This window comes from Streptomyces ficellus (assembly GCF_009739905.1).
Classification (GTDB): Bacteria; Actinomycetota; Actinomycetes; order Streptomycetales; family Streptomycetaceae; genus Streptomyces; species Streptomyces ficellus_A.
Window position 1 is genome coordinate 4,633,592 of the sequence record NZ_CP034279.1, and the last position, 26,441, is coordinate 4,660,032.

The 26,441-nt window shown below is 70.3% G+C and carries 29 protein-coding genes, 1 tRNA gene and 1 riboswitch; of the genes, 16 read left to right on the forward strand and 14 right to left on the reverse strand.

From position 1 onward, the window contains the following. Positions 1–3 precede the first annotated feature (3 nt). Positions 4–387 (forward strand): hypothetical protein, encoded by a 384-nt coding sequence (locus EIZ62_RS20730; RefSeq protein WP_156694135.1) that lies wholly within the window; start codon positions 4–6, stop codon positions 385–387. An 11-nt stretch (positions 388–398) separates the two neighbouring features. Then, positions 399–1,001, forward strand: a complete 603-nt coding sequence (rdgB, locus tag EIZ62_RS20735; protein WP_156694136.1) for an RdgB/HAM1 family non-canonical purine NTP pyrophosphatase — start codon at positions 399–401, stop codon at positions 999–1,001. Between the two features lie 59 nt (positions 1,002–1,060). Here the strand turns inward: rdgB and EIZ62_RS20740 are convergent. The 5 genes from EIZ62_RS20740 to bcp form a co-directional block, all read right to left on the reverse strand. Beyond that, positions 1,061–1,144: transfer RNA gene (locus EIZ62_RS20740), tRNA-Leu, on the reverse strand. Positions 1,145–1,197: 53 nt separating this feature from the next. Further along, positions 1,198–1,857 (reverse strand): HNH endonuclease signature motif containing protein, encoded by a 660-nt coding sequence (locus EIZ62_RS20745; RefSeq protein ID WP_156694137.1) that lies wholly within the window; start codon positions 1,855–1,857, stop codon positions 1,198–1,200. Further along, entirely contained in the window at positions 1,854–2,552 is a 699-nt protein-coding gene (locus EIZ62_RS20750) for an HNH endonuclease signature motif containing protein (RefSeq protein WP_156694138.1), read from the reverse strand. The genes EIZ62_RS20745 and EIZ62_RS20750 overlap by 4 nt, the downstream gene beginning before the upstream one ends. A gap of 104 nt (positions 2,553–2,656) precedes the next feature. After that, a complete protein-coding gene (gene proP, locus EIZ62_RS20755) occupies positions 2,657–4,138 on the reverse strand; it encodes a glycine betaine/L-proline transporter ProP (RefSeq protein WP_156694139.1) in 1,482 nt (493 codons plus the stop codon). A 182-nt stretch (positions 4,139–4,320) separates the two neighbouring features. After that, complete coding sequence (gene bcp / locus EIZ62_RS20760; RefSeq protein WP_156694140.1) at positions 4,321–4,788, reverse strand: thioredoxin-dependent thiol peroxidase; 468 nt, start codon at positions 4,786–4,788, stop codon at positions 4,321–4,323. Between the two features lie 141 nt (positions 4,789–4,929). Here bcp and EIZ62_RS20765 point away from each other — a divergent pair, with 141 nt between their 5' ends. The 3 genes from EIZ62_RS20765 to EIZ62_RS20775 all read left to right on the forward strand — a co-directional run bounded on the left by EIZ62_RS20765 (position 4,930) and on the right by EIZ62_RS20775 (position 6,159). Beyond that, on the forward strand, positions 4,930–5,250 hold the full coding sequence (locus tag EIZ62_RS20765; RefSeq protein WP_156694141.1) for a DUF3618 domain-containing protein: 321 nt from the start codon (positions 4,930–4,932) through the stop codon (positions 5,248–5,250). Between the two features lie 48 nt (positions 5,251–5,298). Beyond that, on the forward strand, positions 5,299–5,637 hold the full coding sequence (locus tag EIZ62_RS20770) for a GroES family chaperonin (protein WP_156694142.1): 339 nt from the start codon (positions 5,299–5,301) through the stop codon (positions 5,635–5,637). Positions 5,638–5,732: 95 nt separating this feature from the next. Further along, a riboswitch (guanidine-III (ykkC-III) riboswitch) is annotated at positions 5,733–5,801 on the forward strand. Between the two features lie 37 nt (positions 5,802–5,838). Next, positions 5,839–6,159: a DMT family transporter gene (locus EIZ62_RS20775; RefSeq protein WP_156694143.1), complete on the forward strand. Its 321-nt coding sequence runs from the start codon at positions 5,839–5,841 to the stop codon at positions 6,157–6,159. A gap of 265 nt (positions 6,160–6,424) precedes the next feature. Here the strand turns inward: EIZ62_RS20775 and EIZ62_RS20780 are convergent, their stop codons facing one another. After that, positions 6,425–8,806: a transglycosylase domain-containing protein gene (locus EIZ62_RS20780; RefSeq protein WP_156694144.1), complete on the reverse strand. Its 2,382-nt coding sequence runs from the start codon at positions 8,804–8,806 to the stop codon at positions 6,425–6,427. Between the two features lie 214 nt (positions 8,807–9,020). Between EIZ62_RS20780 and EIZ62_RS20785 the strand changes: the two genes are divergently transcribed. From EIZ62_RS20785 to EIZ62_RS20805, 5 genes are all read left to right on the forward strand, one after another. Beyond that, positions 9,021–9,821, forward strand: a complete 801-nt coding sequence (locus EIZ62_RS20785; protein WP_156694145.1) for an ABC transporter permease — start codon at positions 9,021–9,023, stop codon at positions 9,819–9,821. Positions 9,822–9,861: 40 nt separating this feature from the next. Continuing rightward, on the forward strand, positions 9,862–10,626 hold the full coding sequence (locus EIZ62_RS20790) for an ABC transporter permease (RefSeq protein ID WP_156696520.1): 765 nt from the start codon (positions 9,862–9,864) through the stop codon (positions 10,624–10,626). 7 nt (positions 10,627–10,633) lie between these two features. Next, the gene (locus EIZ62_RS20795) at positions 10,634–11,740 is read left to right on the forward strand and encodes an ABC transporter ATP-binding protein (RefSeq protein ID WP_244375853.1); all 1,107 of its coding nucleotides are present in this window, start codon (positions 10,634–10,636) and stop codon (positions 11,738–11,740) included. Between the two features lie 135 nt (positions 11,741–11,875). Next, positions 11,876–12,484 carry a DUF1707 SHOCT-like domain-containing protein gene (locus tag EIZ62_RS20800; protein WP_156694146.1) on the forward strand — a complete coding sequence of 203 codons (609 nt, stop codon included), beginning with the start codon at positions 11,876–11,878 and terminating at the stop codon, positions 12,482–12,484. A 329-nt stretch (positions 12,485–12,813) separates the two neighbouring features. Continuing rightward, positions 12,814–14,103 carry a DUF445 domain-containing protein gene (locus EIZ62_RS20805; RefSeq protein WP_156694147.1) on the forward strand — a complete coding sequence of 430 codons (1,290 nt, stop codon included), beginning with the start codon at positions 12,814–12,816 and terminating at the stop codon, positions 14,101–14,103. Between the two features lie 173 nt (positions 14,104–14,276). Here EIZ62_RS20805 and EIZ62_RS20810 read toward each other — a convergent pair whose 3' ends face one another. Then, positions 14,277–14,579, reverse strand: a complete 303-nt coding sequence (locus EIZ62_RS20810; protein WP_156694148.1) for a hypothetical protein — start codon at positions 14,577–14,579, stop codon at positions 14,277–14,279. Positions 14,580–14,627: 48 nt separating this feature from the next. Continuing rightward, positions 14,628–14,867 (reverse strand): hypothetical protein, encoded by a 240-nt coding sequence (locus tag EIZ62_RS20815; RefSeq protein WP_156694149.1) that lies wholly within the window; start codon positions 14,865–14,867, stop codon positions 14,628–14,630. Positions 14,868–15,096: 229 nt separating this feature from the next. Here EIZ62_RS20815 and EIZ62_RS20820 point away from each other — a divergent pair, with 229 nt between their 5' ends. Continuing rightward, positions 15,097–15,693 carry a hypothetical protein gene (locus tag EIZ62_RS20820; RefSeq protein WP_156694150.1) on the forward strand — a complete coding sequence of 199 codons (597 nt, stop codon included), beginning with the start codon at positions 15,097–15,099 and terminating at the stop codon, positions 15,691–15,693. A 135-nt stretch (positions 15,694–15,828) separates the two neighbouring features. Here the strand turns inward: EIZ62_RS20820 and EIZ62_RS20825 are convergent, their stop codons facing one another. From EIZ62_RS20825 to EIZ62_RS20835, 3 genes are all read right to left on the reverse strand, one after another. After that, a complete protein-coding gene (locus tag EIZ62_RS20825; RefSeq protein WP_156694151.1) occupies positions 15,829–16,356 on the reverse strand; it encodes a GNAT family N-acetyltransferase in 528 nt (175 codons plus the stop codon). A 179-nt stretch (positions 16,357–16,535) separates the two neighbouring features. Next, positions 16,536–16,724, reverse strand: a complete 189-nt coding sequence (locus tag EIZ62_RS20830; RefSeq protein WP_156694152.1) for a DUF397 domain-containing protein — start codon at positions 16,722–16,724, stop codon at positions 16,536–16,538. Further along, complete coding sequence (locus EIZ62_RS20835; RefSeq protein WP_156694153.1) at positions 16,724–17,569, reverse strand: helix-turn-helix domain-containing protein; 846 nt, start codon at positions 17,567–17,569, stop codon at positions 16,724–16,726. The genes EIZ62_RS20830 and EIZ62_RS20835 overlap by 1 nt, the downstream gene beginning before the upstream one ends. Before the next feature lie 208 nt (positions 17,570–17,777). Between EIZ62_RS20835 and EIZ62_RS20840 the strand changes: the two genes are divergently transcribed. After that, the gene (locus tag EIZ62_RS20840; protein ID WP_156694154.1) at positions 17,778–18,434 is read left to right on the forward strand and encodes an ATP-binding protein; all 657 of its coding nucleotides are present in this window, start codon (positions 17,778–17,780) and stop codon (positions 18,432–18,434) included. On the opposite strand, the gene EIZ62_RS20845 is transcribed toward EIZ62_RS20840, so the two are convergent. After that, on the reverse strand, positions 18,431–21,586 hold the full coding sequence (locus EIZ62_RS20845; protein ID WP_156694155.1) for a DEAD/DEAH box helicase: 3,156 nt from the start codon (positions 21,584–21,586) through the stop codon (positions 18,431–18,433). The genes EIZ62_RS20840 and EIZ62_RS20845 overlap by 4 nt on opposite strands. A 158-nt stretch (positions 21,587–21,744) precedes the next feature. Here EIZ62_RS20845 and EIZ62_RS20850 point away from each other — a divergent pair, with 158 nt between their 5' ends. Beyond that, positions 21,745–22,860 (forward strand): MrcB family domain-containing protein, encoded by a 1,116-nt coding sequence (locus tag EIZ62_RS20850; protein WP_156694156.1) that lies wholly within the window; start codon positions 21,745–21,747, stop codon positions 22,858–22,860. A gap of 7 nt (positions 22,861–22,867) precedes the next feature. On the opposite strand, the gene EIZ62_RS20855 is transcribed toward EIZ62_RS20850, so the two are convergent. Both EIZ62_RS20855 and EIZ62_RS20860 read right to left on the reverse strand, forming a co-directional pair. Continuing rightward, positions 22,868–23,329 carry an excalibur calcium-binding domain-containing protein gene (locus EIZ62_RS20855; RefSeq protein WP_156694157.1) on the reverse strand — a complete coding sequence of 154 codons (462 nt, stop codon included), beginning with the start codon at positions 23,327–23,329 and terminating at the stop codon, positions 22,868–22,870. Between the two features lie 98 nt (positions 23,330–23,427). Beyond that, positions 23,428–24,441 (reverse strand): SEC-C domain-containing protein, encoded by a 1,014-nt coding sequence (locus EIZ62_RS20860; protein WP_156694158.1) that lies wholly within the window; start codon positions 24,439–24,441, stop codon positions 23,428–23,430. Between the two features lie 67 nt (positions 24,442–24,508). On the opposite strand from EIZ62_RS20860, the gene EIZ62_RS20865 reads away from it, so the two are divergent. The 3 genes from EIZ62_RS20865 to EIZ62_RS20875 all read left to right on the forward strand — a co-directional run bounded on the left by EIZ62_RS20865 (position 24,509) and on the right by EIZ62_RS20875 (position 26,437). Beyond that, positions 24,509–25,303 (forward strand): class E sortase, encoded by a 795-nt coding sequence (locus tag EIZ62_RS20865; protein ID WP_244375855.1) that lies wholly within the window; start codon positions 24,509–24,511, stop codon positions 25,301–25,303. Between the two features lie 16 nt (positions 25,304–25,319). After that, complete coding sequence (locus EIZ62_RS20870) at positions 25,320–25,631, forward strand: DUF6412 domain-containing protein (protein ID WP_156694160.1); 312 nt, start codon at positions 25,320–25,322, stop codon at positions 25,629–25,631. 89 nt (positions 25,632–25,720) lie between these two features. Beyond that, a complete protein-coding gene (locus EIZ62_RS20875; protein ID WP_156694161.1) occupies positions 25,721–26,437 on the forward strand; it encodes a YidC/Oxa1 family membrane protein insertase in 717 nt (238 codons plus the stop codon). Positions 26,438–26,441 lie beyond the last annotated feature (4 nt).

Below are 26,441 nucleotides of genomic sequence, written 5' to 3' on the forward strand. Positions count from 1 at the left end.
TCCATGCGCCGACGTCGTACCGCCGCCCTCGCCGCCGCCACCGCCGTGCTCGCCCTCACCGGAGCGGTCGGCTGCGGCGCCCTCGACAAGGCCATGGACTGCGTCCAGGCCGCCGACGCCATCGCCACCAGCGTCGACAAGCTCAGCCAGGCCGCCTCCAGCGCCGCGAACGACCCCACGCAGCTCACCGAGTCCCTCGACGAGATCGACAAGGAACTCGCCAGCCTCAAGGACAAGACCGACAACGCCGACCTGTCCAAGGCCGTCGACGACCTCGGCAAGGGCGTCGCCTCCGTCCGCACCGCCGTCCAGAACGGCGACACCACCCCCGACACCAAGCCCGTCACCGACGCCGCCACCGAGATCGGCAAGGTCTGCACCCCGTAGATACTGGGAACATGACGTGCCTGATCCTCGCCACCCGCAACGCCGGGAAGATCACCGAACTGCACGCGATCCTCGCCGACGCAGGGCTCCACCACGAGCTCGTCGGCGCGGACGCCTACCCAGAGATCCCCGACGTCAAGGAAACCGGCGTCACCTTCGCCGAGAACGCCCTCCTCAAGGCCCACACCCTCGCGCGAGCCACCGGCCTGCCCGCCGTCGCCGACGACTCCGGCCTCTGCGTCGACGTCCTCGGCGGCGCGCCCGGCATCTTCTCGGCACGCTGGGCGGGCCGGCACGGAGACGACGAGGCGAACCTGCGGCTCCTGCTCGCCCAGCTCTCCGACATCGCCCCCGCCCACCGCGGCGCCCACTTCGCCTGCGCCGCCGCCCTCGCCCTGCCGGACGGGACGGAACGCGTGGTGGAGGGCCACCTCCGCGGCACCCTGCGCACCGCCCCCTCGGGCACGGGCGGCTTCGGCTACGACCCGATCCTCCAGCCCGACGGCGACACCCGCACCTGCGCGGAACTGACGGCGGCGGAGAAGAACGCCATCAGCCACCGCGGCCACGCCTTCAGGGCGTTGGTGCCGGTGGTGCGGGAGCTGGTGGGCTGACGCCAGAAACCAACGCAACAGCCCGCGAACCGATCCTTCGATTCGCGGGCCATGTGCCGTGCGGCGGAAGGGATTCGAACCCTCAAGCCCGGTCAGGGGCCACAGATCCTAAGTCTGCTGTGTCGCCATTGCACCACCGCCGCCAGTCGCCAGCCATGGTACCGGGAGCAGTCGGCTGCGGCGAACGGGTACTGGATCATTTCCGGCGCGCGCCGCCTCGGCACCACGTGCTCCTAATCGCATGGCAGTTGGGACACAGCAGTCGGAGGTTTTCGGCGCGATCATCGCTCCAGTCACCGTTGATGTGGTCGACCTCCAGTGTCATGGGCTGTCCGCGCCAGATGGGGCCCGTGCCGCACCGACCGCACCGCTCGGGAACACCTGTCTCGGACAGGGCTCGTCGCAGGAGAGTGGTCTTCGTGCGCCGTTCGCGGTTGTGCTTCGTCAGCACATCCGCCGCCCTTTTGGGCGGCGTTGCCGGTGGTTTGCCTTGCTGATGCCGCTGCCCCAGAAGGTGCTCCGTGGGAATGGCATCCTCGGTCATCCACTGTTTCAGCAGCGCCCGTTGGTGTCCGTTGTCCGGCCGGCCGAGTCGACGCAGGATCTCGGCGAGAGAGACGGCTGCGGTCACGGCTTCGCTGAGCTCCCCGCGGTCGGGTCGTGGATCACTCCGGCGATTCCCGTCCCACCGAAAGTGCGATACATCGATGCCGAAGTGGGCAAAACGCCTGAGCAGGTAGCGGCGCAGGTGACCGTACGGACGGGTGCCAAGGAACAAGATGACCTCGCCGATGTCATCACAACGCTTGGCGGCCTCGGCAAGCCGCTCGCGGGTGTACCGCTGTGCATCGCTCATCGGATGTCACCGGCATCGCACCGTGACGGCTGGGAAGGAGGGGCGGTGGCTCGCCGGGCTTTGCCTCGACCTCGATACGTGTCGGTGGTGGAGTGACAGTTGGGGCAGAGAAACCGCACGTTCTCCATGCGGTTGTTACGCCAGTCACCGTCCATGTGATCGACCTCGAGGCGCAAGGGATGTCCTTGCCACGTGGGTGTGATCCCACAAAGCGCACAGCGTTCGATGCACCCGGACTCGAGCATGGCCCTCTTCAGTCGTTCGTTCGGTGTGCGTGAGGCGTGAGGGGAGAGGTCCTCCACGAGGATTTCCTCGGCGGACCGGCGACGTCGATGGCCCCGCGTGTTCTCGGTGCGCGCCGGTGGGGCGAAGTGCGATGTGTCGATGCCCAATTCGCGGACTCGGCGGGTGATGTGTGTGTGCCAGCCGCCGACCACATCAAGCCCCAAGTGGCGGAGCACCTGGTTCATGTTGGTCGAGGCGGCCACGGCGGGTGCGAGGATCTCCCTGGTCCAGCGGATCCCTTCCCGCTCGAAATGTGACGTGTCTATGCCGAACTTCTTCATCCGCCTCTGGATATAGGACCGCGACGAGCTTTTCGGGTCCACCCCGAGCTTCCTCAGCGCTTCGGAGAGAGTCCGTGAAGAACCTGCCGCCTCGGCGAGGCGCTCGCGGGTGTACGGGCTGACCGGCATCCTGTGTCCACCCCATCCTCGGCCGCGTGTTCGTGGCCTCGTACGGAGTAACGAACCGATTGTCGGACGGTCACGTCCGACAATCGGTTCGCTGGCTTCTCAGGTCAGAACCGGGGCTCGGGCGCCTGGGCCTGGACCAGTTCGGCGGCCTCCTCCTTGGTGCAGACCGACGGGGGCGAGCCCTCCAGGGGCTGACGGGCCGTCTCCTTCATGCAGGCGACCGCGATGACGCCCACCAGGGCCGCGGCCATCGCGTAGTACGCGGGCATGAGGGTGCTGCCGGTGAGGCTGATGAGGGCCGTGATGACCAGTGGGGTGGTGCCGCCGAAGAGGGAGGCGGAGAGGTTGTAGCCCACCGACAGCGAGCCGTAGCGCACCTGCGTCGGGAAGAGCGCCGGTAGCGCCGCCGACATGGTGCCCAGCAGGCACACCAGCGACAGGCCGAGCATCAGCATGCCCGCCGTGATGGCGAGGACGCCGCCCAGTCCGATCAGCCAGAACGCCGGCGCCGACAGGAACAGGAACCCCAGCATGCCCGCCATCAGCAGCGGCTTGCGGCCGAAGCGGTCGCTGAGGCGGCCCACCTGATTGATGATCAGCATCAGGAACGCCATGACGCCCAGCAGGATCAGCAGGCCGTGCGTCGCGCTGTAGCCGAGCTCGTCCGACAGGTACGTCGGCATGTACGACAGCAGCATGTAGTCCGTGACGTTGTACGCGCCGACCAGCGCGATGCACAGGATCAGCGTCGGCCAGTACTGGCGGAAGATCGTGGCGAGGTCGCCCTTGGCGGACGTCTCCACCGGGTCGGCCGCCTCGGACGCGGAGGCGCTCTCCGCCTCCAGCTTCTGGAAGGCGGGCGTCTCGTCCAGCCGCATCCGCAGGTAGAGCCCCACCAGGCCCAGCGGGCCGGCCACCAGGAACGGGATGCGCCAGCCCCAGGCCTCCATCGAGGCGTCGCCCAGCACCGCGGTGAGCACCGTGACCAGGCCGGCGGCGCCCACGTATCCGGCGAGCGTGCCGAACTCCAGGAAGCTGCCGAAGAACCCGCGCCGCTTGTCCGGGGCGTACTCGGCGATGAAGGTCGACGCGCCGCCGTACTCGCCGCCCGTCGAGAAGCCCTGCACCAGCCGGAAGAAGATCAGCAGTACCGGGGCCCAGAAGCCGATCGACGCGTACGAGGGGATCAGCCCGATCGCGAACGTCCCCACCGCCATCATGATCATCGTCAGTGCGAGGACCTTCTTGCGGCCGATCCGGTCGCCCATCGGGCCGAAGACCATGCCGCCCACCGGCCGGATCAGGAAGGCGACGGCGAAGGTCGCGAAGGACGACAGCAGCTGCGCGGTGTCGTTCCCGGCGGGGAAGAAGACATGGCCGATGGTGACGGCCAGATAGCTGTAGATGCCGAAGTCGAACCACTCCATGGCGTTGCCGAGCGAGGCCGCCTTCACGGCCCGCTTCACCGCCGCCTGGTCGGTGACGGTGATGTCGCACCGCCGGAGCTTGGGGTTCCTCCGCTGCTGGATCGTGCGGAACAGGATGCGGTGGCGCCTGACCGCCGCGGGATCGGCCTTGGCCGCCATGGGCAGGGTTCCTTTCCTGGACTTCGGTGTAAATCCAAGGGGAACATCTGCTCAGGCATCGCTTTCGCAAACCGAAGTCCCCGGTGAAAGGGACTTCGGTCACACGGCGAGGGGTCCGGCGGGTCGTGCCGGCGGGTCCATCGGGTCGTGCCGGCGGGCCCGTCGGCCCGCACCGGGCGGTCTCAGATGCCGAGATCCTTGATGATCTTGGCGACGTGGCCGGTCGCCTTCACGTTGTACAGCGCCCGCTCGACCTTGCCCTCCTCGTCCACCACGACCGTCGAGCGGATCACGCCCGTCACCGTCTTGCCGTACAGCTTCTTCTCGCCGAAGGCGCCGTACGCCGTCAGGACCTCCTTGGCGGGGTCACCGACCAGCGTGACCTTCAGGCTCTCCTTCTCGCGGAACCTCGCCAGCTTCTCCGGCTTGTCCGGCGACACGCCGACCACGTCGTAACCGGCGGACGCCAGCACGTCGAGGTTGTCGGTGAAGTCGCACGCCTGCTTGGTGCAGCCGGGCGTCAGCGCGGCCGGGTAGAAGTAGACGATGACCTTCCGGCCCCGGTAGTCCGCGAGCGACACGTCCTTGCCGTCCGCGTCGGGCAGGGTGAAGGCGGGGGCGGTGTCGCCGGGCTGCAGTCGCTCGCTCATGGCTTCCTGGCTCCTCGGGGGCTGTCCATGGGGGGATCGTCGTACGTGTTCAGAGCCTAATGGGGGTCTGGGACAGTCACCGGGCGCCCGAGCTGACAGACTGTCCATCACGGATTTGGACGGACCTACGGAGGCAGCGCGGTGTCGGAAGCCAGGACCCCTGCGCAGATCGAGGCGGACATCGTCCGCCGACGCGAGCAGCTCGCCGTCACTCTCGACGAGATCGGCGTGCGCATGCACCCGAAGACGATCATCGGGGACGCGAAGGCCAGGATGGCGTCCACGGTCGACCAGACCGCCGGGCGCGCCTTCGTCACCGTGAACCGCGTCGTGACGGACGTGAAGGGACGGTTCGTCTCGGAGGACGGCGCGCCGAGGCTGGAGCGGGTGGTGCCGGTGGCGCTGCTCGCCGTCGGTGTGGTCGGGCTGCTGGCGATGAGCGCCCGCAGGCGCCGGGACTGACCCGGCCCCTTGGCGTACGTGGCGCGCGGGGCCAGGTAGTTTCATGGGGTGAGCGAGAACACCCACGACAAGCTGCCCATCCGTATGCTGCACGACCGCGTGCTGGTCCGGACCGACGCCCAGGAGGGCGAGCGGCGCTCGGGCGGCGGCATCCTGATCCCCGCGACCGCCGCGGTCGGCCGCCGGCTCGCCTGGGCCGAGGTCGTCGCGGTCGGGCAGAACGTGCGGACCGTGGAGACCGGTGACCGGGTGCTGTACGACCCCGAGGACCGCGCCGAGGTCGAGGTGCGGGGCGTGGCGTACGTCCTGATGCGGGAGCGCGACCTGCACGCGGTCGCGGCGGACCGTTTCGGCGGCTCCGAGGACTCGACCGGTCTGTACCTGTAGGCGGTACGCGCGGTACGTACGCGCACGCCGAAGGTGGGCAGGCGGTCGGTAGGCACGGAAAGGCCTGGTGGCGGAGGTCACCAGGCCTTCGTGCCGCCGTTTTGCTAGCGTGGGTGGGACCCCGACGAGACGCGCCGTACCGGGTTACGCAAAGACGACGCACCCCTGGTTCGTACGTCGAAGCGTCTCGGAGGTGCCGTCATGGCCTGGGTTCTGTTGATCGTCGCCGGTCTGCTGGAAGTGGGCTGGTCGATCGGGATGAAGTTCACGGACGGCTTCACGCGGCTGTGGCCCAGCCTGCTCACGGGCGCCGGGATCGTCGCCAGCATGGCCCTGCTGGCCCAGGCCGCGAAGACCCTCCCCATCGGTACCGCGTACGGCGTGTGGGTCGGCATCGGCGCGGCCGGTGCGGCGGTGGTCGGCATGGTGGCGCTCGGCGAACCGGCGACCGCGGCGCGGATCTTCTTCGTCTGCCTGCTGCTGGTGGCCGTGGTCGGCCTGAAGGCCACCTCGGGTCACTGATCCCGCTCGTACGACCGGCCCGGACCGCCCGCGTGTCAGCGCGGGTGGTCCGGGCCGGTGTCGTGTGGCGGGCGCTCTGCCCGGGTGCGGCCTAGGGCGTGTTTCGAAAGTAGCGTCGTCCGCCCGGAGGGCGGGGCCGGGGGCGTCTGGTGCGTGCGATCGCAAGGCGGAGGTCGGAGAGCGCAGCGGGCTGCGCCGACGGCCGACAACGCCGCGAGGGTGCGTGCCAGGCGTTCCCGGCCAGACGGGACTTTCGAAACACGCCCTAGCGGACCGGCGGCCCGCCGGGAGGGCCGAGGGGCATCACCGGGTCGGCGGGTCCGGCCGGCTCGGCGGGGCCCGCCTGGCCCCCGGGGCCGACGTCCACGAAGCCGTCCGCGACCGGGGGCGGGCCGGGGTTCGGCGCCGCGCCGCCGCCGGTCGCCGGCGTACCGGGCGGGCCTTGCGCACCGGACGTTCCCGGGGCGCCGCCCGGGCCGCGGTAGCCGTCGTACTCGTCGCCGCCGTCCCGTCCCCGGCCTTCCCGCGTGCTGTCCGGGTCGCCGCCGTCCGCGTCGCCGCCGTCCGGATCCTCGGGGTCGCCCGAGCCGGAGGCCGAGGGGTCCGGTTCCTCCAGTTCCTTCTCCACGCCCTTCGCGAGCACGAGGTCGAAGTCCCGCACCGTGCTGCCCTCCAGCGCCGCCCTCGTGTACTGGCCCCAGATCTCCGCGGGTGCGCCGCCTCCGTTCATGCGCTCCAGTCCCAGCGCTCCGTAGAGGGGTTTCTGCGCGCCCGTCTTCGGGTCCTGGCCCATCACCGTGATGACGGTCGCCAGGTCGGGGGTGTAGCCGGCGAACCAGGCCGCCTTGTCGTCCTCGGCGGTCCCGGTCTTGCCGGCGGCCGGGCGCCCCGCCGCCTGCGCGGCGGTGCCGGTGCCGCCCTCGACGACGCCGCGCAGCACGGCCGTCGTCGTGTCGGCGGCCTCCCGGTCGATGACCTGCTCGCTCTTGGTGGCGGGCAGGGGCAGTTCCCTGCCGTCCTTCTCGATCTTGGCGACCAGGGCGTAGGGGCGGTGCTTGCCGTGGTTGGCGAGGGTCGCGTACGCCTGGGCCATGTCCAGCACGCTGGCGGTGGCGGGGCCGAGGGCGATGGAGGGGGAGGGGTTGAGGTCGGGCGTGTCGGCGGGCAGGCCGAGGTCGATGGCGGTCTGTTCGACCTTCGCCGGGCCGACGTCCACGGCCAGCTGTGCGTAGACGGCGTTGACCGACTTGTCGGTGGCGGTGCGTACGGTGATGCTGCCGTAGTCCACGTCGTCCTCGTTGCCCGGGGAGTAGGGGCTGCCGGTCCAGCCTTGCACCTGGCGTTTGTTGGTGCCGTCGTACCGGGTGTTGGGGGTGATGCGCTTGCCGCCCTGGGTGAGCGAGGAGTGGTGGACGGCGGCGGCGAACACGAACGGTTTGAACGTGGAGCCGACCTGGTAGTCGCGGCGGGTGGCGTTGTTGACGAACTGCCGGGTGTAGTCGACGCCGCCGTACATGGCGACGACCTTGCTGGTGGCGGGGTCGATGGACACGCCGCCGACCCGTACGTAGCGGTCCGTCTCGTTGCCGTCGTCGAGGCGCTGCGTGACCTGTTGGTCCACGGCCTGGGCGAGGGACTCCTGCTTGTCCTGCTCGAGGGTGGTGGTGATGCGGTAGCCGCCCTGGGCGAGGGTCTTCTTGTCGATGACGTGGCGGTCGGTGAGGTAGTTCTCGACGGCCTGGACGATGTAGCCGCGCTGGCCGGACAGGCCGGTCGTGGCCGTGACCTCCTCGGGGTCGGGGAAGGTGGTGGCGGCGCGGGCGGAGGGGCTGAGCCACTTCTCCTTGACCATGGCGTCCAGTACGTAGTTCCAGCGCCCGATCGCCTTGGCGCGGTTCTCGGGGCGCCCGCCGACGTCGTAGGCGCTGGGGGCGTTGAGCAGGGTGGCGAGGTAGGCGCCCTGAGCGGTCGTCAGGTCCTGCGCGTCCCGCCCGTAGTAGGCGCGGGCGGCGGCCTGGATGCCGTAGGCGTTGCGGCCGTAGAAGCTGGTGTTGAGGTACCCCTGGAAGATGTCGTCCTTGGTCTTCTCCCGGTCGAGTTTGATCGAGATGAAGAACTCCTTCACCTTCCGGACCAGGGTGCGTTCCTGGCCGAGGTAGTAGTTCTTGACGAACTGCTGGGTGATGGTGGAGCCGCCCTGGGTGCCCTTGCCGGTGAGCGTGTTCCAGGCGGCCCGGAGCATGGCGTCGGGGTCGACGCCCGGCTGGGAGTAGAAGTCGCGGTCCTCGGCGGCGAGTACGGCGTGCTGGACGGTCTCCGGCACCTGCGAGAGCCGTACGTTCTCCCGGTTGACGTCACCCTTCTGGGCGAGTGGGGTGCCGTCCTCGTAGAGGAACACGTTCGACTGGGCCGTGGCGGCGGCGTTGGCGGCCGGGATGTCGACGAGGTGGTAGCCGGCGAAGAAGCCGCCGACCAGCAGCAGGGCGGCGAGGAGGAAGCCGCCGAGGACCATCCGCCAGGTGGGCAGGAGCCGCCGCCAGCCGGTGCGCTTCTTCCGCTTGGCGGGTCGGGAGGAGGCTTTGCGGGGTGGCCCGGTGACGGTCGGGTCGCGGGGCTCCCAGCCTGGCTGCGGTGGCTCGTCGCTCATGATCTCCGGCCTGTTTAGTCGTATATGGGTGATTTGTGCAGTCCCTTCATAGTGCACGGCGTACCCGCCCAACCCCGGCAACGGCAGCCGAAAACCGCTCGCGGGCACCGATCGGGACGCACTAGGCTCCTCAGCTTTGGCGCGTGCCGGTCCCGGCACGCGCGCGGTATGCGCACGGCACCGGCGCGGGTGGAGCAGGGGAGGGGGCGCGGAGATGCGGCTGTACGCGGCCGTGGCGGCGGGCGGGTTCCGGCGTTACGCGACGTACCGGATGGCGACCGCCGCGGGGGTGTTCACCAACACCGTCTTCGGCTTCATCCTCGCGTACACCTACATGGCCCTGTGGGACGAGCGGCCCGGGCTCGGCGGCTACGACATGGCCGAGGCGCTCGCCTTCGTGTGGGTCGGACAGGCCCTGCTCGCCACCTGCGGGCTGATGGGCGGCGGCTTCGAGGACGAGCTGATGGAGCGCATCAAGACGGGCGACATCGCCGTCGACCTCTACCGCCCGGCCGACCTCCAGCTGTGGTGGCTCTCCGTCTCCCTGGGGCGGTCGGGCTTCCAGCTGCTGGGGCGCGGCGTGGTGCCGATGGCCGTCGGCGCGCTCGCCTTCGACCTCGCCCTGCCCGAGCACCCCCTGACCTGGCTCGCCTTCCTGGTGTCGGTGGCGCTGGGCGTGGTGGTGAGCTTCGCCGTCTGGTTCCTGGTCGCGCTGAGCGCGTTCTGGCTGATGGACGGCGCCGGGGCGGTGCAGGTCGCCTGGCTGTCGGGCACGTTCTTCTCCGGGATGCTGCTGCCGCTGACCGTCTTCCCCGGGGCGCTGGGCGAGGTGGCGCGGCTGCTGCCCTGGGCTTCGCTGCTCCAGGTCCCGGCGGACGTGTTCCTGGAGAAACGGACGGGGTGGGACCTGATGGAGGCGTACGCGTTCCAGGCCGGCTGGGCGGTGGTGCTGCTCCTGGCGGGGCGGGCCGTCCAGGCGGCGGCGACCCGCAGGGTGGTGGTCCAGGGTGGCTGACACGGGCGCGGGGCTGCGCGCGTACGGGCTGATCGCCGCGATGTGGGTCCGGTCGACGATGACGTACCGCTTCTCCTTCGCGATGACGCTGCTGTCGAACTTCGCCGCCACCGCCTTCGACTTCGTGGTCATCCTGCTGATGTTCAGTCAGGTGCGGTCCCTGGGCGGCTTCTCGTTCGCCGAGGTGGCCTTCCTGTACGGGGCGACCGGCACCGCCTTCGGGCTGGCGGACCTGGCGCTCGGCCAGGTGCAGCGGCTGGGGCGCCGGGTGCGGGACGGGACGCTCGACACGCTGCTGGTGCGGCCGGTACCGGTGCTGGCCCAGGTGGCGGCGGACCGGTTCGCACCGCGGCGCCTGGGGCGGGTGGTGCAGGGGCTGGCGGTGCTGGTGTGGTCCCTGGTGCTGCTGGATGTGGCGTGGACGCCCCTGAAGGTGGCGCTCGTCCCGGTGATGGTGGTGAGCGGCTGGCTCATCTACTCGGCGGTGATGGTGGCGGGCGGGGCGTTCCAGATGTGGGCGCAGGACGGCTCGGAGGTCGCCAACGCGTTCACCTACGGCGGCAACACCCTGCTCCAGTACCCGCCCGTGATCTTCGCCCAGGACCTGGTGCGCGGAGTGGTGTACGTCGTGCCGCTCGCGTTCGTGAACTGGGTCCCGGCGCTGTACGTCCTGGGGCGCGAGGCGCCCGCGGGGCTCCCGGACTGGGCGGCGTTCGCGTCACCGCTGGTGGCGGGGCTGTTCGTGGCGATGGCGGGGTTGGTGTGGCGCGTGGGAATCCGTTCGTACCGGAGCACGGGGAGCTGAGGCATTCATGGACGTGGAGCGGCGTACGGAGACGGAGACGGAGACGGAGGCGGCGGCGGCCGGGACGGCGGCCCTGGAGGCGGCGGCCGGGGCCGCGGGCGCGGATCTGCCGGACCGCGGGGAGGCGCACGCGGGCGGGGGAGCGGGCGAGAGCGACTTCATCGAGCTGGACGGCGTCGAGAAGGTCTTCGACGTACGGCGCAAGGCGGGCCGCCTCCGGCGCGAGCGGCACCAGGTCAGGGCCGTGGACGGGATCAGCTTCCGCATCCCGCGCGGAGAGATGGTCGGCTACATCGGGCCCAACGGCGCCGGGAAGTCGACCACCATCAAGATGCTGACGGGCATCCTCACCCCCAGCGGCGGCCGGCTGCGGGTCGCGGGCATCGACCCCTCCCGGGACAGGACCCGGCTGGCGCGCCGCATCGGGGTGGTGTTCGGGCAGCGTACGACGCTGTGGTGGGACCTTCCGCTGCGCGACTCCTACCGCCTGGTGCACCGCATGTACCGGATCCCGGAGGCCCGGTTCCGCGAGAACCTGGAGCGGTGCGTCGAACTGCTCGACCTGGGCGCGCTGCTGGAGGTGCCGGTCCGTCAGCTGTCGCTGGGGCAGCGGATGCGCGGCGACATCGCGGCGGCGCTGCTGCACGACCCGGAGGTCCTCTACCTGGACGAGCCGACGATCGGCCTGGACGTCATCTCCAAGGCGAAGGTGCGCGACTTCCTCCGGGACCTGAACGCCGAACGCGGCACGACGGTGCTCCTGACCACGCACGACCTGACCGACATCGAGCAGCTGTGCAAGCGCGTGATGGTCATCGACCACGGGCGGCTGATGTACGACGGGCCGCTGGCCGGGCTGCACGAGGTGGGCGAGAGCGAGCGGACGCTGGTGGTGGACCTGGAGCGCGAACTGCCGCCCATCACCGCGGACGGCGCCCGGGTGGTGCGGGTCGAGGGGCCGCGGCAGTGGCTGGCCTTCCCCGCCGCGCGGTCGGCCGCGCCGCTGGTGGCCCGGATCGCGGCGGAGTACCCGCTGATGGACCTGTCGGTGCGGGAGCCGGACATCGAGACGGTGATCGCGAGGATGTACGCGGAACGGTCGACGGGCGGGTGAGGGTGCCGCCCTGCGAGGGTTCCCCGCGTCTGGTCCCCGCGTGGGGTCCCCGCGTGGGGCTCGGCGGGCGTCCGGCGGCACTTCCGGGCGGCGGGCCGACGGGCTTGTGACGGCGCCCCGCACTAGGCTGTTCGTATGACGAGCGAACTGCCCGAGATGCGGGCCTCGGACGCCGACCGTGAGCGCATCGCGGAGCGGCTGCGGGAAGCGGTCGCGGAGGGCCGCCTCGACATGACCGAGTTCGAGGAGCGGCTCGACCTGGCGTACAAGGCGCGTACGCAGGGCGAGTTGGTCCCGCTCGTCCGCGACCTCCCGGAGCCCGCCGCCGCCCCGGCGGCCGGTGACCCCGCCTGGCCGGCCCGGGTCGGCAGGCCCGCCACGTCGAAGGGCGCGTTCGCCTTCTGGAGCGGGTTCGGCCGGCGCGGCAGGTGGAGCGTCGCCCGCAACTTCACCGCGGGCGTCCTCCAGGGCGGCGGTGACATCGACCTGCGCGAGGCGGACTTCGAGGACCGCGAGATCGTCATCCGCTGCTTCGCCGTCATGGGCGGCATCCAGGTGGTCGTCCCGCCCGAGCTGCACGTCGAGGTCTCCGGCTTCGGCTTCATGGGCGGCTTCGACGACCGGGGCGCGGGCGAGGGCACACCCGGCTCGCCGCGCGTGCGCATCACCGGGTTCGCGCTGATGGGCGGGGTGGACGTACGCCGCAAGGAGCGCAAGCGGGCGCGCAAGCAACTGGGGAAGTGACGGGCGGGGCGGCTGGTCCGTCCCGGCCGCGGGGCCGACCGTCAGGGCCGGCCGCCGTGCCCGCGTCGGCCGGCTGCCGTGCCCGCGCCCGTGCTCGGGCGGGTGGCCGTGCCCGCGCGTCGGCCGGCTGCCGTGCCCGTACCGACGAGGCACCGTACCCGTACCGACGGGCGCCGTACCGGCTCCGGGGCGAGCGCCGTACCGGCTCCGGGGGCGGTCGCCGTACCGCCCCCGGCGTATCGCACCCGTGATCGGGGAACTCGTCGTGCGGTTGGGGAGTACCTGAGGTAGGGACATAGGTACGCGTGCGCGTGGACGGGTGGAGCCGGATGAACCAAACGAAGTCGCCGCTGGTCGCCTTCTCGTACACGGCCGCGGACGAGGAGAAGCGGCAGGGCGTGCGCCGGATGAAGCTCACGGCGACCGCCCTGCTGCTCCTGGTGGCCGTGATCTACGTCCTGGCCACCTGGGCGCGGAACTCCGGCGTCACCGGCTGGCCCGGCTACGTGGCGGCGGCGGCCGAGGCGGGCATGGTCGGCGCGCTGGCGGACTGGTTCGCGGTGACGGCGCTGTTCCGCCGCCCGATGGGGCTCCCGATCCCGCACACGGCGATCATCCCCAGCAAGAAGGACCAGCTGGGCGCCTCGCTCGGCTCCTTCGTCGGGGAGAACTTCCTCTCCGAGAGCGTCGTACGCGCCCGGCTGGGCGCCCTCGGCATCGGCGGCCGGCTCGGCGCCTGGCTGGCGGAGCCCGCGCACGCCGACCGGGTGACGGCCGAGCTGTCCACGGCGCTGCGCGGCGCGCTCACCGTGCTGCGGGACGCGGACGTCCAGGCGGTCGTGGGCGAGGCCATCACCCGGCGCGCCGAGGCCGCGGAGGTCGCCCCCGGGATCGGCAAGGCGCTGGAGCGGATCGTCGCCGACGGGGCGCACCACGGGGCGGTCGACCTCATCTGCAACCGCGCCCACGACTGGCTCGTCCTGCACGGCGACTCGATCATGGACGCGGTGCAGGGCGGCGCGCCCGGCTGGACGCCCCGCTTCGTGGACCGGAAGGTCGGCGAGCGCGTGTACCGGGAGCTGCTGCGGTTCGTCACCGAGATGCGGGACATGCCGGCCCACCCGGCGCGCGGGGCACTGGACCGGTTCCTGACCGACTTCTCGGCCGACCTCCAGGGCGACACGGACACCCGGGGGCGGGTGGAGCGCCTGAAGTCGGACCTGGTGGCCCGGCCGGAGGTGCAGGACATCATCGCCTCGGCGTGGTCCTCCGTACGCGCCATGATCATCTCGGCGGCGGAGGACGAGCGCAGCGAGCTCCGGCTGCGCGCCCGCGCGTCCCTGATCTCGCTCGGCAGCCGGCTGGCCACCGACACCCGCCTCCAGGCGAAGGTGGACGGCTGGGTCGAGGACGCGGCGGTGTACGTCATCACGACGTACCGGGCCGAGATCACCTCGCTGATCAGCGACACGGTCGCGAGCTGGGACGCGGACCAGACGTCGAAGAAGATCGAGGCCCACATCGGCCGTGACCTCCAGTTCATCCGCATCAACGGCACGGTGGTCGGCGCGCTCGCGGGGCTGGCGATCTACACGGTCTCCCACGCCCTGGGCGGCTGACCCGCCCCGCGCGGCTGACCCGCCCCGCGCGGCCGCCGCACGGCGCCCGCCCCGCTCGCCCGCCGCTCGCCCGTGGGGGGAGTGCCGGGCGGGGACCGGCCCCTGCCCGACCGGTCACCCGCCCAGCCACTGTGGGGAGGTGCTGTTCTATACGTGCGTCACGGCGCCGACGTTCAACCGCTCTTGCGGCCGACCGCCCAGGACGCGGCCGCCATGCCGCCGGCCACCGAGAACACCGCGGGCCACGCCCCGACCTTCTTGGCCAGCGGGTGCGACCCCGCGAACGCCGCCACGTACGCCGTGGTCAGCGCCGCGGCCGCCTTGCCGCCGCTGCGCTGCTTCCACTCGCGCGCCGCCACGGCGCCCGCCGCGGCCAGGGCCACGCCGCCGAGCGGCCGCTTCTTGGTCCACCGCGCCACGGCGTACCCCCCGACCAGCCCGCTCGCCGCCACCACCGATGCCGGAACCCTCGCCATCTCCGCTGCCCTGCCTTCCCGTACGCCTGTTCCTGCCTTGCCCCGAGGCTAACGCGGCGGGCGCTGCCGCCCACGGCGGGCCCGGAGGTACACCACCGCGCAGAGCGCCCCGGTGACGGCGAGCACCACGCCGGTGCGGCCGAGGTCCGACAGGGGAGCCGGGGCCCCGTCGGGCAGCAGGAGCGTCACCCCCGTCACCAGCAGCGCCCCGGCGAAGGAGCACAGGAGACCGATCAGCAGCCACCGCAGCGGACGAGTCCGCGGCGAGGTGAGGGGGTGCCGGACCACGATGCGAACCGCCTGTCACTCGGTGATGCCTTGCCGTAGACCTACAACGGGCGCCGCCTCACGGCGACACGGACGAGCGGCCGGTCGCACCCGTGCTGCCCAGCGCGGTGCGCCCGGGCCGGGTGCCGGGGTGCCCGGGTGCCCGGGTGCAGAAGCCTTCCTGCCACCATCCCGTAACGGCATGCCGCCCCGCCGATAGGGCGCCACCCCGCCCGGGCACGAACCGCGCATGCCGACCTCCACCCCGCCGCACGTCCTCGCCGCCGACCCGCTGGTCGTCGCCCAGGACGGGATCGCCACCGTCCACCAGCTCATGGACCTGGGCTGCGCCTCCTCGGTGATCGCCGCCCACTCCCGCCCGCCCGGCCCGTGGCGCCGCCTCCTGCCCCGGGTGGTCGCGCTCCAGAGGTCCGACCCCACCCCACGCCAACGCCTCCGCGGCGCCCTCCTGTACGCGGGCCCCGACGCCCTCCTCACCGGCCCGGCCGCGCTCACCCTCTACGGCGTCACGTCCGTCCCCGCCCCGAAGACCGACGTCCTCGTCACCCCCCGCTCCGCCGCCCCCCGCGGCCACGCCTACGTCCGCGTCCACCCCACCCTCCGCCCCGCCCCCCGCGTCCCCGTAACCGCCCTCGCCTGCGCCCCCCTCCCCCGAGCGGTCCTGGACACGGTCCCCTACCTGCCCAACCAGGCCGCGCTCGCCGCGCTCCTCGCGGAGGTCGTCGAGCGGGGGCTGTGCGACCGGGAGGAGCTGGTGGCGGAGGCGGAGGCCACGCGGTCATCCAGGAGCGCCTGGGTTGTGGAGGCTCTTCAACGGGCGGACTGACGACAACAGCCTCAGCCGTCGGCCGGGTTGCCGCGCAGCGTGGACACACCACCGGGCCGGAGAGCTCACCGGAGATTTCGTTCGGCTAGCCGACCGTGCCGCCCGGCGACCGCAGCGCAGGCGAGGCGGACGTGCTCAGGGGTGGAGTCTCCTCACCATCACCGCGTACATGGGTGAATCGGCGAAGGGCTGCTGCTCGCCCGCCTTCTCGTAGCCCCATGACTCGTAGAGCTCCTGCACCTTTGGGTGGGTCACGTCGACCAGTAGTACGGCGAGTTCCTCGCCGCGGTCCTTGAGCAAGGCCTCGTGCAGTCGATGGGAGATGCCCTGTTTCCGCCACTGCGGGCGCACCATGACCTCGGAGACGGCATACGTCGATGTGCACCCGCTACCAGGCTCGAAGGGGGTGGAACGCCACCATTCACGACCCGGCCGCAGCGGGGCGCCGTACGCGAAGCCGGTCGGCTCGTCCCCGTCGAAGGCGACGACACAGGTGAAGCCCTCCATCCGGGACCAGTGGTCGACGAACCAGGGAAACCGCTGGTGGAACTCGTTGTCCATCGCGTCGGCGTATGCGTCGGCGTGCACGTCGATCAGCATTTGCCGGAAGCCTTCCGGGAGGCCGTCGCGACCGTAGTTCCGCAGGTCGATCACCGTGGTCATGCTCGACTCCATTCATCTCGCATACGGTTTGCCCAGTCGCGGGACACGCCTTCCTGTCGCCACCCGCTCGGCGCTCGTCAACTGGCTATCTGCCGCCAGGTCGAGTTCGGCACGGTGGCTCGGAGGAAGGCCGGCTCCGCCACCTTGACTTGAGCGCGACCGGTGCCCGGCCCCTGAAGCTAGCTGGCCCCGACCCAGCCGATGAAGGATCGCCAGGTGCGGTCCGGTACGGCCAGGATGGGGCCACCGCGCTGCTTGGAGTCGCGAACCAGCACCAGAGGCGCTGCCTCCGCGCATTCGACGCACTCGGTACCGCTACCGCCGCTGTACGACGAAGTGAACCACCGGAGGTCGGGCTCGTCCGTCATCAATGCTCCTCGCACACGCGCTGTATGAACTCCGCCGAGGCCGGGAGGTCGAGCGCCTGTGCGCGGAGGTAGTCGAACGCCAATTTATAGCGCTCCAGTTCTTTCGGCTTCTCCATGAACAGGCCGCCGCCAAGCAGATCCGCGTAGACGACGTCCAGTTCGGGGGAAGGGCCGCCGAGGATGACGAAGCTACCGACCGCAGCGGCGTGCGCGCCGGTGGCGAAGGGCAGGACCTGAAGGGTGATGTGCGGCAGTGTGACGATCTCGGAGAGGTGCCTCAGCTGCTCACGCATGGTTTCGCGGCCGCCCACGCGGCGCCGTATCACTGCCTCGTCGATCACGGCCCAGATGTGCGGGGGGTCCTCGCGGTGGAGCAGCTCCTGCCGCTTCATACGGATGTCGACCATGTGCTGTACCTCAGCCTCGTCGCAGCGCATTTCGGAGGCGCGGTGCACAGCCTCGGCGTAGGCACGGGTTTGAAGGAGGCCCGGTACGTACATGCTGGCGTAGTGGTCTTCGCGAACCACCTCGTCCTCGAGTGTGAGCATGAGGTTCATCGACTCTGGGATGGAGTCGGCGAGTGAGCGCCACCAGCCCTGGATCTTGGCACCTTTGGCGAGTTCGACGAGCGCTGCTCGCTCTTCGTCGAGGGCTCCGTACTCCCGGCAAAGTGCGTCAACGGCTGGCCATTTGACCGTGCCTTCCTTGGTTTCGTAGCGACTCAGCGTGGCCTTGGAGATGCCGACGCGCGAGCCCGCCTCCTCAAGGGTCAAGCCTGAGTTCTCGCGAAGACGGCGGAGCTCGACGCCTAGTTGGCGACGGCGTGTGGTGGGTCCGACCGGCATGCTGTTCGCCCTTCTTATCGATCTCCCTGAGGGTGCACGCCTCCGGGAGTCAGCAGCAAGGTGGCGCACGCGGGGGGCGCTTGTACCAGCCGCGCACTCCAGAGAGGTCATCACGAGCCTCAATGAGAGTTCCATTTTGAGAGTTCCACTGCAACGCTGAAGCCAGCGCGCTGACGCGTCGAACCGCTACCCGAAAGGGGCCTTCACTGTGGACGTTTGTCGGTACGGGGTCTCACGCCAGGCCTGGGAGATTCTGTTCCTCGCGGAGGCGGAGAAGGTGGCCGAAGTGAGACGGGGTATTCGATCACATCTGCGACTATGGGGGCTCAGTGAGCGGGCCGACGTCGCGCAACTCTGCGCGAGCGAATTGGTCACCAACGTCATCAGGCACGTGGGGGTGGGAACACCCACGACGCTGGCCGTGTCCATGAGCGGGACGTTCCTGCGCATCGAGGTGCACGACCCCGACACTCGAGCACTGCCCACCCTGCTTCAGACGGATCACCACGCCGAGAGCGGTCGAGGGATGGCCCTCGTCGATGCGGTGACCGATCGCTGGGGGGTGCACATCCGCGACGACCGTAAGGTGACCTGGTGTGAGCTCGCGACGGGCCTCGACACACCCGAAGGGCACATCGGCGGAGCCCGGGTGACCAGAGCCGAGGCGCTGCTCGCGTTGTACGGTGCGGTTGACTTGCCCCGGGAGCCCGCCGCCGGCAGCCTGATCAGCCTCGCGCAGGCGGAGGAGGCGGCGATCGACGTGATCGCGGACCTCCTGCACTGGCTCCGGGCCCATGGCCGCGACCCCGACGAGGCGTTGGACCGCGCGCAGACACATTTCGAGGCTGAGGTGGTGTACGCCTAACTCGCCGCGATCGCCGCGTAGGAGTAGACGTCGACCGGGATGTCGTAGTGGAGTCGCCAGGTGATCGCCATGGGCTTGCTACCCCGGTGCTCGACGTAGGAGGCCGGGCCGAGCAGCATCCATGGCTGAGCACCGCCTATGTCCGTGGTCTTGTAGCGGCGGGCGAAAAGCAGGACCTGGCTTCCTTCGACGGCGTGACACTGATAACGCAAGCCAGTGGGTGACGTGTCGGAGGTCTGGTTCTGGGATTCCCAGTGGAAGAGTTGCTCACTCAAGGCGTAGTCGCGGTAGCGCGTCTGGGGAGAGAAGTCCTTCTCGTCCTTCTCCAACGTGATGAGCAGGGCATCCGTCTTGATGGACTCACACCACTTCACGCCCTCACGAAAGTCTCCCGGCATGAACCCGCCAATGAAGGACTGGCCCAGTGCGGGGAGGATCTCCTCACGGCTATACGAGGCGTGGACGGTCAGCGGCAGATCGAGGTGAGCGGACGTCAGCGAGATGGGAATGTGTTCTGTGCGGTCCAGGTTGTAAGCCAGCACCTGACGGAGCTCATCCCGGAAGGCCTGCTGGTCCACGAGTGTGGCGAAGCCCTCGTCGTAACTCGCGAAGCCCTTACGGGTGCTGCCGCCCAGCGGCCAGAGCTGGAAGAACAGCATGCGGGCGTAGGCCTGGCCCCGTTCATCGAGTGTCTCGTACGCTGGTGCGCCGTCCTCAAGTAGGCGGATGTAGGCGGCGACACGGAGTGGGTCGTCGACGTGGAGGAACGAGGGGATGCGCCTCAGCAGCGCCGCCTCGTCCTGGGGTGGGTCCGAGCGCAGTAGACCGGACCGTCGGAGGAGCCCTGTCCAAGAGTTGCCGTTACCTCGATAGAGCTCCTTGAGCTCCCGGCCGCTTTCCGTCAGGTAACTGCCGAGTCGCGGGAGGGCGTAGTCCGCCACCTCGCGCGCCAGCGCCGTGACGTTGACGCCGATGTGTTCCTTGATGTTCGCGATGATTGTCTTCTTTGCCTTCTCCTCCAGAAGGATCTGGCAACCAGAAGGCAGTTGCGGGAAGTCATGCTCAATGTTGGCCAGGAGTCGCTTGCGGGTGAGGTTGGTCAGCGCGCGGAACTGATTCTCGAATCGGAATTCCTTGCGGTGCTGTCCGATGAAATCCAAGACGGTCAGCACGGCTTTACCCTCGCTGCGACGCAGTCCCCGCCCCAGTTGCTGGAGGAATACGATGGCGCTGGAGGTGGGGCGTAGCAGGAGGAGCGTGTCCACGTCCGGAACGTCGAGGCCCTCATTGAAGAGGTCGACCGAGAAGATCGTTTGAAGGGTGCCGGCCTTGAGATCGGCCAAGGCCTGCTGGCGTTGCGCGGCGGGTGTTTCGCCGGAGATCGCGACCGCACGCAGCCCGGCGGCACGAAAGGCCTCCGCCATGAAGTGGGCGTGTGCGACGGTCACGCAGAAGCCCAGCGCTCGCATAGTGAACGGATCGGCGATCTTCTCCTGTACCGACTTCGCGACCAATCGGGCCCGGGCGTCGTTGCCGGTGAGCACGTTATCCAGTTGGGTGGTGTCATAGCCTCCGCGCTTCCACCGCACGGCGCGCAGATCGGTGTTGTCACTGATGCCGAAGTAGTGAAATGGGCTGAGCAGGTCGTTCTCCAGGGCCTCCCACAGTCGCATCTCCGCGGCGATCCGGCCGTCGAAGTACTCGTCCTGGATGCTCCTGCCGTCCGTACGCTCCGGCGTCGCCGTCAGGGCAAGCAGCTCCTTGGGTGCGAAGTGGCTCACGATCTTCTTGTAGGTCGGGGACGTGCCGTGATGGAACTCGTCGATCACGATGACGTCGAAATGGGTGGGCGGCAGTTTGTCCAGTACGCGATCCTTAAGCGATTGCACGCTGGCGAATACGTGCGTCCAACGTTCCGGGATCTCGCCGCTGTGGAAGGATTCGCCGAAGTTGGCATCGTTCAGTACGTCTTGGTACGTGCGCATCGATTGGCGCAAGATTTCTTTACGGTGCGCCACGAAGAGCAATCGTAGATCTCGTCCGTGCTGCCTCCGCAATTGTTTGTAATCCAGCGCCGCCATCACCGTCTTGCCCGTGCCGGTCGCGGCCACGAGGAGGTTGCGGTGACGGTGGTGCACCACTCGCTCGGCGGCCAGCCGCTCCAGCATGTCGCGCTGGTGGGGGTAGGGCCGTACTTCTAGACCGGACAGCGTGATGCGTCGGGTCGCAGAGGCCGTGGACGACCCACCGGCGATCGTGAGCGCTTCCTCAAGGCGGCTCCCATCCCGCTGTGGGTCGTACGGTTCGAAAGAAGGGTCGCTCCAGTACGCGTCGAAGGTGCCCTCGAACTTGCGGAGGACGTCTGGGGTCGCCACCGATGAGAGACGGACGTTCCACTCCAGCCCGTCCAGCAGGGCTGCTTTGGAGAGGTTGGAGCTACCGACGTACGCCGTGTCGTAGCCGGTGCCGCGGCGGAACAACCACGCCTTGGCGTGGAGCCGAGTAGAGCGCGTCTCATAGTTGACCTTGACCTCGGCATGGAACTCCTCGACGAGGCGGTCTAGGGCGCGGCGCTCGGTGGCTCCGATGTAGGTCGTGGTGATGACTCGTATGGGTACGCCGCGTTCACGCGCGGCCTTCAAGGACTGTTCGATGATGCGTAGCCCGTGCCACTTCACGAAGGCGCAGAGAAGGTCGACGCGGTCGGCGGTGGCGATCTCGGTACGGAGTTCGAAACCGAGGCTGGGATCTTCCGGTGCGTTGGTGATGAGCGCGGTATCGGAGAGAGGTGTCGCTGGCCGGAGCGCGTAGACGCCCGGCGCCTCTTCACGTGCCAGCGCGAGGAGTGCACGTGGCCCGTCCGCGACGAGGTCAACCCACTCCCGGGCACCCTCCAGTGTGCTGATGGACTCCAGGATGTGGTTTGCCGCGTGGACCCGCTCTTCGGCGGCCAGCCCCTGGAGCACGTGTCGCACTGTGCTGGCGACGTGTCTCGCCAAGACGTGGGGCACGGACTCTGGCCCAATGACGTCGCTGATCTGTCGCCACCCGTGTTCGGCGCTCTCCGCAAGCCGCTGTTCGAGGCGCAGCGTGATGAGCTGCTCGTACAGACCCGCTGACAAGGCCGAGGAATCGCTGCCGATCTGAGGCATGGCTCGCTCCCGGTGGACGTGATCGCTGGAGCCGTTCTACCAAGGTGCGCGGACACCCCGGTCCGCAACGGCCAACTGAGCCCACGCGACATGACGAAGTCGGTCGCTACTAATCAATTTCATGGCTGAACCTGATCATGTCGGGCTAACTTTTGTGAATGTCTCTCCGTGACCTGCTGATACGCATAGCGCAGACCTACGAGCCCGACGGCATGGCGTCCAGCGATCTCCCTGGACACGCCGCGTTGTGGGAAGTGGAGAAGCGAACGGACCTGCCCTGGCCCACGGGTTGCTCCGCCATAGGCTACGGCGGGCAGGGGAAGGCGAGCCTGACACCCTGGATCGGGGTCTTCGACCGCACCATCAACGAGAACCCGCACGACGGCCTCTACCTGGCCTACATTTTCGACTACCCACGTCACTCGGTCACCCTGACCTTGCAGCAGGGCGTGACCAAGCTGAGCAAGGTGTACGGCAAGGGCGGCAAGCTGCATCGCTATCTGACCGTCCAGGCGCAGACGTTGCGGGGAGCCCTACGGCCGGAGTTGGCCGACGAGTGGCAGGACACGATGGACCTGCTGGTGGGCACCCAGCACTGGCGGCCCCGTTCCTACGAGAAGGCCAACGTGGCGGCGCGGCGGTACCTGGTGGAGAGCCTGCCCTCGGACGACGACCTGGTGAAGGACTTGGGGGAGGCGGTGCAACTCCTGCGGGACGCAGCCGTGGTGGACCGCTTCTGGCTCCAGTCGCCGACGGCCACGGAACCGATCATCGAGTTTGCCGAGCACGGCCACGCCGAGGACCCGCTGGCCGACTTCCAGGCGAAGAGCAGCGACAGCTACTACGTCGACGTCCAGGGCGGCAGGCAGGAGCGGACCAAGGAGCATGAGGCGTTGCTCCTGAGGTTCGCGCAGCACGCGGCCGCCTGCGGGTACGTCGCGATCACGAAGAACATGCACCCGCGTGACGTCGTCCTACGACACCCCCGTTTTCCCCAACGCGAGTGGCTGGTCGAGGGCAAGACGGTGAAGCCTCGGGCGGCGTACCGGGCCGTCCGTGAGGCGGTCGGCCAGCTGTACGAGTACCGGCACTTCTACTACGAGAGGAAGGGGCACCCGGAGGCTCCGCACCTCGTGGCGCTGTTCACGCACGACATAGGGGAGTACGCCGACTACCTGGCCACACTGGGCATCGCGGCCATCTGGGAGCGACCCAGCGGGTGGGGCGGCTCCCAGCAGGCCATCGATTGGCGGTTGGCCGACTCCGACGACTAGACCCCGCTCACCCGTTGTCGCAGCCCACGCCGTCGTTGTCGCGGTCGAGGTGGCTGGCGTAGCCGGGGTCGCCGCGGTGGACGGGGGCGGCGCCGGCGGCACGGGCGGCGGCGCAGTTGGCGTAGTAGACGTCGCCGCCGCTGTCGTCGCCGCCACCGCTGTCGTCGTTCGAGTCGGGGGCGGCCGCCGGGGCGGGGGCCTGGCGGGTGACCGTGGTCGTCGCCGTGACCGTTTCGGTGACGGTGACCGTGGGGGCCGGGGCGGCGGAGGGGGTGGCCGTGGCGGTGGCGGTGGCCGTGGTGGTGACCGTGACGGCGGAGGCGGCCTTGGTGGTGGCCTTGGGGGCGTCCTCGGAGCCGAGGGCCCCGCAGCCCGTGCCGATGATCAGGAGCAGCGCGCCGCCCGCCCAGACGCGCTTCACGCGGTACAGGGGGCGGGCGGCGGACGGCTGCTGGTAGGCGTTGCTCATGGGCACACGTCTCCCTCGCGCACAGGCTGACGGCAGTGGTTGATTGTGAAAATACTGCACGTGAACGGTGAAGAGGAGGGAAACGGTCCGATCCGGCGTCAGATGCGTGCCGTCCCGTGGCACGCCGCGTACTTCGTGCCCGAGCCGCACCAGCAGGGGGACGTGCGGGGCGGGGGCCAGGGGGTGGCGCGGCCGCGGGCGGCGAGGGTGGTGGCGTACTGGGGGAGGAGCGCCGCGTTGGACGGCGACGTGTACTCGGAGGCCGCGAACGCCTCGTACGACGGGACCGTGCCCTGGACGATGCCCAGGTTGGGGGTGCCCGCGGCGGAGAGTTCGCGCAGCGAGGCCTCCAGGTCCGTGAGGTGGGCCTCATGCGTGGGGTACTCCGACTCCAGCTCCGGGTAGGCCGCGAGGAGCTCGTCCAGCTCGCCGGCCGGCCAGAGCAGGACCGCCACCGGGAACGGGCGGGACAGGGCCGTGCGGTACGAGCCGAGCTCACTGCGCAGCCGGGTGATCTCCGCCCGCAGCTCGGCCGGGTCGGAGGAGCCGAGCGACCACAGGCGCTTCGGGTCGTGCAGCTCGTCCAGCGGGACGGCGCCCGTGTGGAGGCGGTCCGCCAGGACGTCCCAGTCGTCGTGGCGCAGCGCCAGCAGGCGGCGCACCCGGTGGCGGCCCATGAGCAGCGACTGGTGCGCGTAGGGCACCTCGTCCTCGGGGGACGGGACGAGGGCGGTGACGGCCGTGCTGAAGGTGGCCTCGGCGGTCTCCAGCTCGTCGTGGGCCTCCAGGGTCTCCGCGACGATCTCCCAGGCCGCGCCGTCGGTGACCGGCGTCGCGCGGAGGCCGTCGATGATGACCCGCGCCTCGGCCTCGTGGCCGTACTCCCACAGGTTGGCGGCCTTCAGGGCCTTGATCAGGTGCGGGTTCTCCGGGGGCGGCGTCGCGGCCAGGAGGTCGTCGTACAGCGTCGTCGCGCGTGCGCGGTCGCCGGCCAGCTCCAGGTGGGCGGCCGCCTGGAGGAGCAGCGGTTCGCGGTCCTCGGGGTACCGCTCCGCGGTGCGCAGCAGACGCTCGGCTTCGGTGATGTGATCGGCAGGCGTGTCGGGGCGCATGGGGGACACCGTACTGCTGTGCGCAAGGACTCTGGTGGGTTCACGGGGGAGCACCTATGGTGCCGCCGTGCGCGAGCGGATACCGGTGGTGGTACGTCGGCGGCGGCGCGGGTGGCGCGGGGCGCTCGCCCGGGGGGTGTGGGTGGCGGGCGAGGGCGCCGTCACGGCCGGGGTGGTGTTGCTGCTGCTCGTCGCCCACCAGCTCTGGTGGACCAACCAGCAGGCCCGCGCCGGCGCCCAGAGGCAGGTCCACGCTCTGGAGCGGGAGTGGGCCAAGCCGCCGCCACCCGGCGCGGGCGCGGGTGCGGAGCCGTCCCCCGTACCGCCGGACCTCGCGCCCGTACCGGAAGGCACCCGGCCCGGCAGCGGGGCGGACGTGGAGCGCCCGTCCGCCGGCGGGGAGCGCCCGGAGCCCTCGCTGTCCCCGCGCGGCCCGGCGTACGCGATCCTCCGCATCCCCGCCCTGCGGCTCACCGTGCCCGTCGCGCACGGCGTCGCCAGACGCGGCGTCCTCGACCAGGGGTACGTCGGGCACTACCCCGGCACCGCGCGGCCCGGCGAGGCCGGGAACCTCGCCCTCGCCGGGCACCGCAACACCCACGGTGAGCCCTTCCGCCACATCGACCGGCTCCGCAGGGGCGACGAGATCGTGGTGGAGACCCGCGACGGCGTCCACACCTACGCGGTCGACGCGACGCTGCCGCGCACCTCGCCCCGGGACACCGCCGCCATCGCCCCCGTACCGAGGGGATACGACGAGCCCGGCCACTACGTGACGCTCACGACTTGCACGCCCGAGTACAGTTCGAGGTACCGGCTCGTCGTGTGGGGGAAGCTCCTGTCGACGCGGCCGCGTCATTAGGGACGGGAGAGGGGGGATCGTGAACGGACTCGTCGCGCGGCTCGCGCGCTGCGGTCTCCTCGGATTCCTGCTGTTCCTGTTCTCCGAGGGCCTGTACGCCGAGGGCGGCGCCCTCTCCGCGGCCGTCGCGCTCGCCGCCGTCGGCTCCGAGCTGGTCGCGTGCGCCGTCATCGCCGCGCGCAGCGTCCCCGCCGTGCCACCGACGCGGGTGCGCACGGCCATCCGCGACCGTGAGCAGCGCACCGCGTTCCTGCCGCAGCGCGACCCCGACGCCTCCGGGCGCCGGCGACCCCGGGCACCCGGCCGTCTCCTTCCGACGGCCGCGTAGGGGTCCCCTCTTCTTTCGGTTCCCCCGCGGTTCCGTCCTGCCGAGATCCACCTTTCCCGGTACGACGAGACCCTCGGAGGGCTCTTCCCATGTCCGTTTTCGCCTCGCTGGTCGAGCAGCTCGCCGGCCTGCTCCAGCCCCTGTTCCACGGCTCCGCCACCGCCGCCGCCATCGTCGTGTTCACCATGCTCGTCCGGCTCGCCGTCCACCCGCTGTCCCGGGCGGCCGCGCGCGGACAGAAGGCGCGCACGCGGCTGGCCCCGCGCGTCGCCGAGCTGCGCAAAAAGCACGGCAAGGACCCGGAGCGGCTCCAGCGGGCCGTACTGGAGCTGCACGCCGAGGAGAAGGTGTCGCCGCTCGCCGGCTGCCTGCCGAGCCTCCTCCAGGCGCCCGCGTTCCTCCTGATGTACCACCTCTTCTCGGGCGGCAGCCTGTCCGGGCACACCCTGCTCGCCGCGCCGCTCGGCGGCCGCTGGACGGGCGCCCTCGCGGACGGCGGGCCGTTCGGGGACGCCGGTCTGGTGTACCTGGCGCTGTTCGCGATCGTCGCCGCCCTCGCCACCTACACCTACCGGCGCACCCGGGGCCAGATGGCCGAGCTGGGTGAGGGCATGGCCGGGGGGCTCGGCGAGGGCCTGGGCAGGGTGATGCCGCTGCTGTCCTTCGCGACGCTGATCACCGTCGCGGTCGTCCCGCTCGCCGCCGCGCTGTACGTGGTCACCAGCACGGCGTGGACCGCCGCGGAGCGGGCGTACCTGTACCGCGAGCCGTCCCGGGAGCCCTCCCGCGAGCCGTCCACGGTGTGAACGG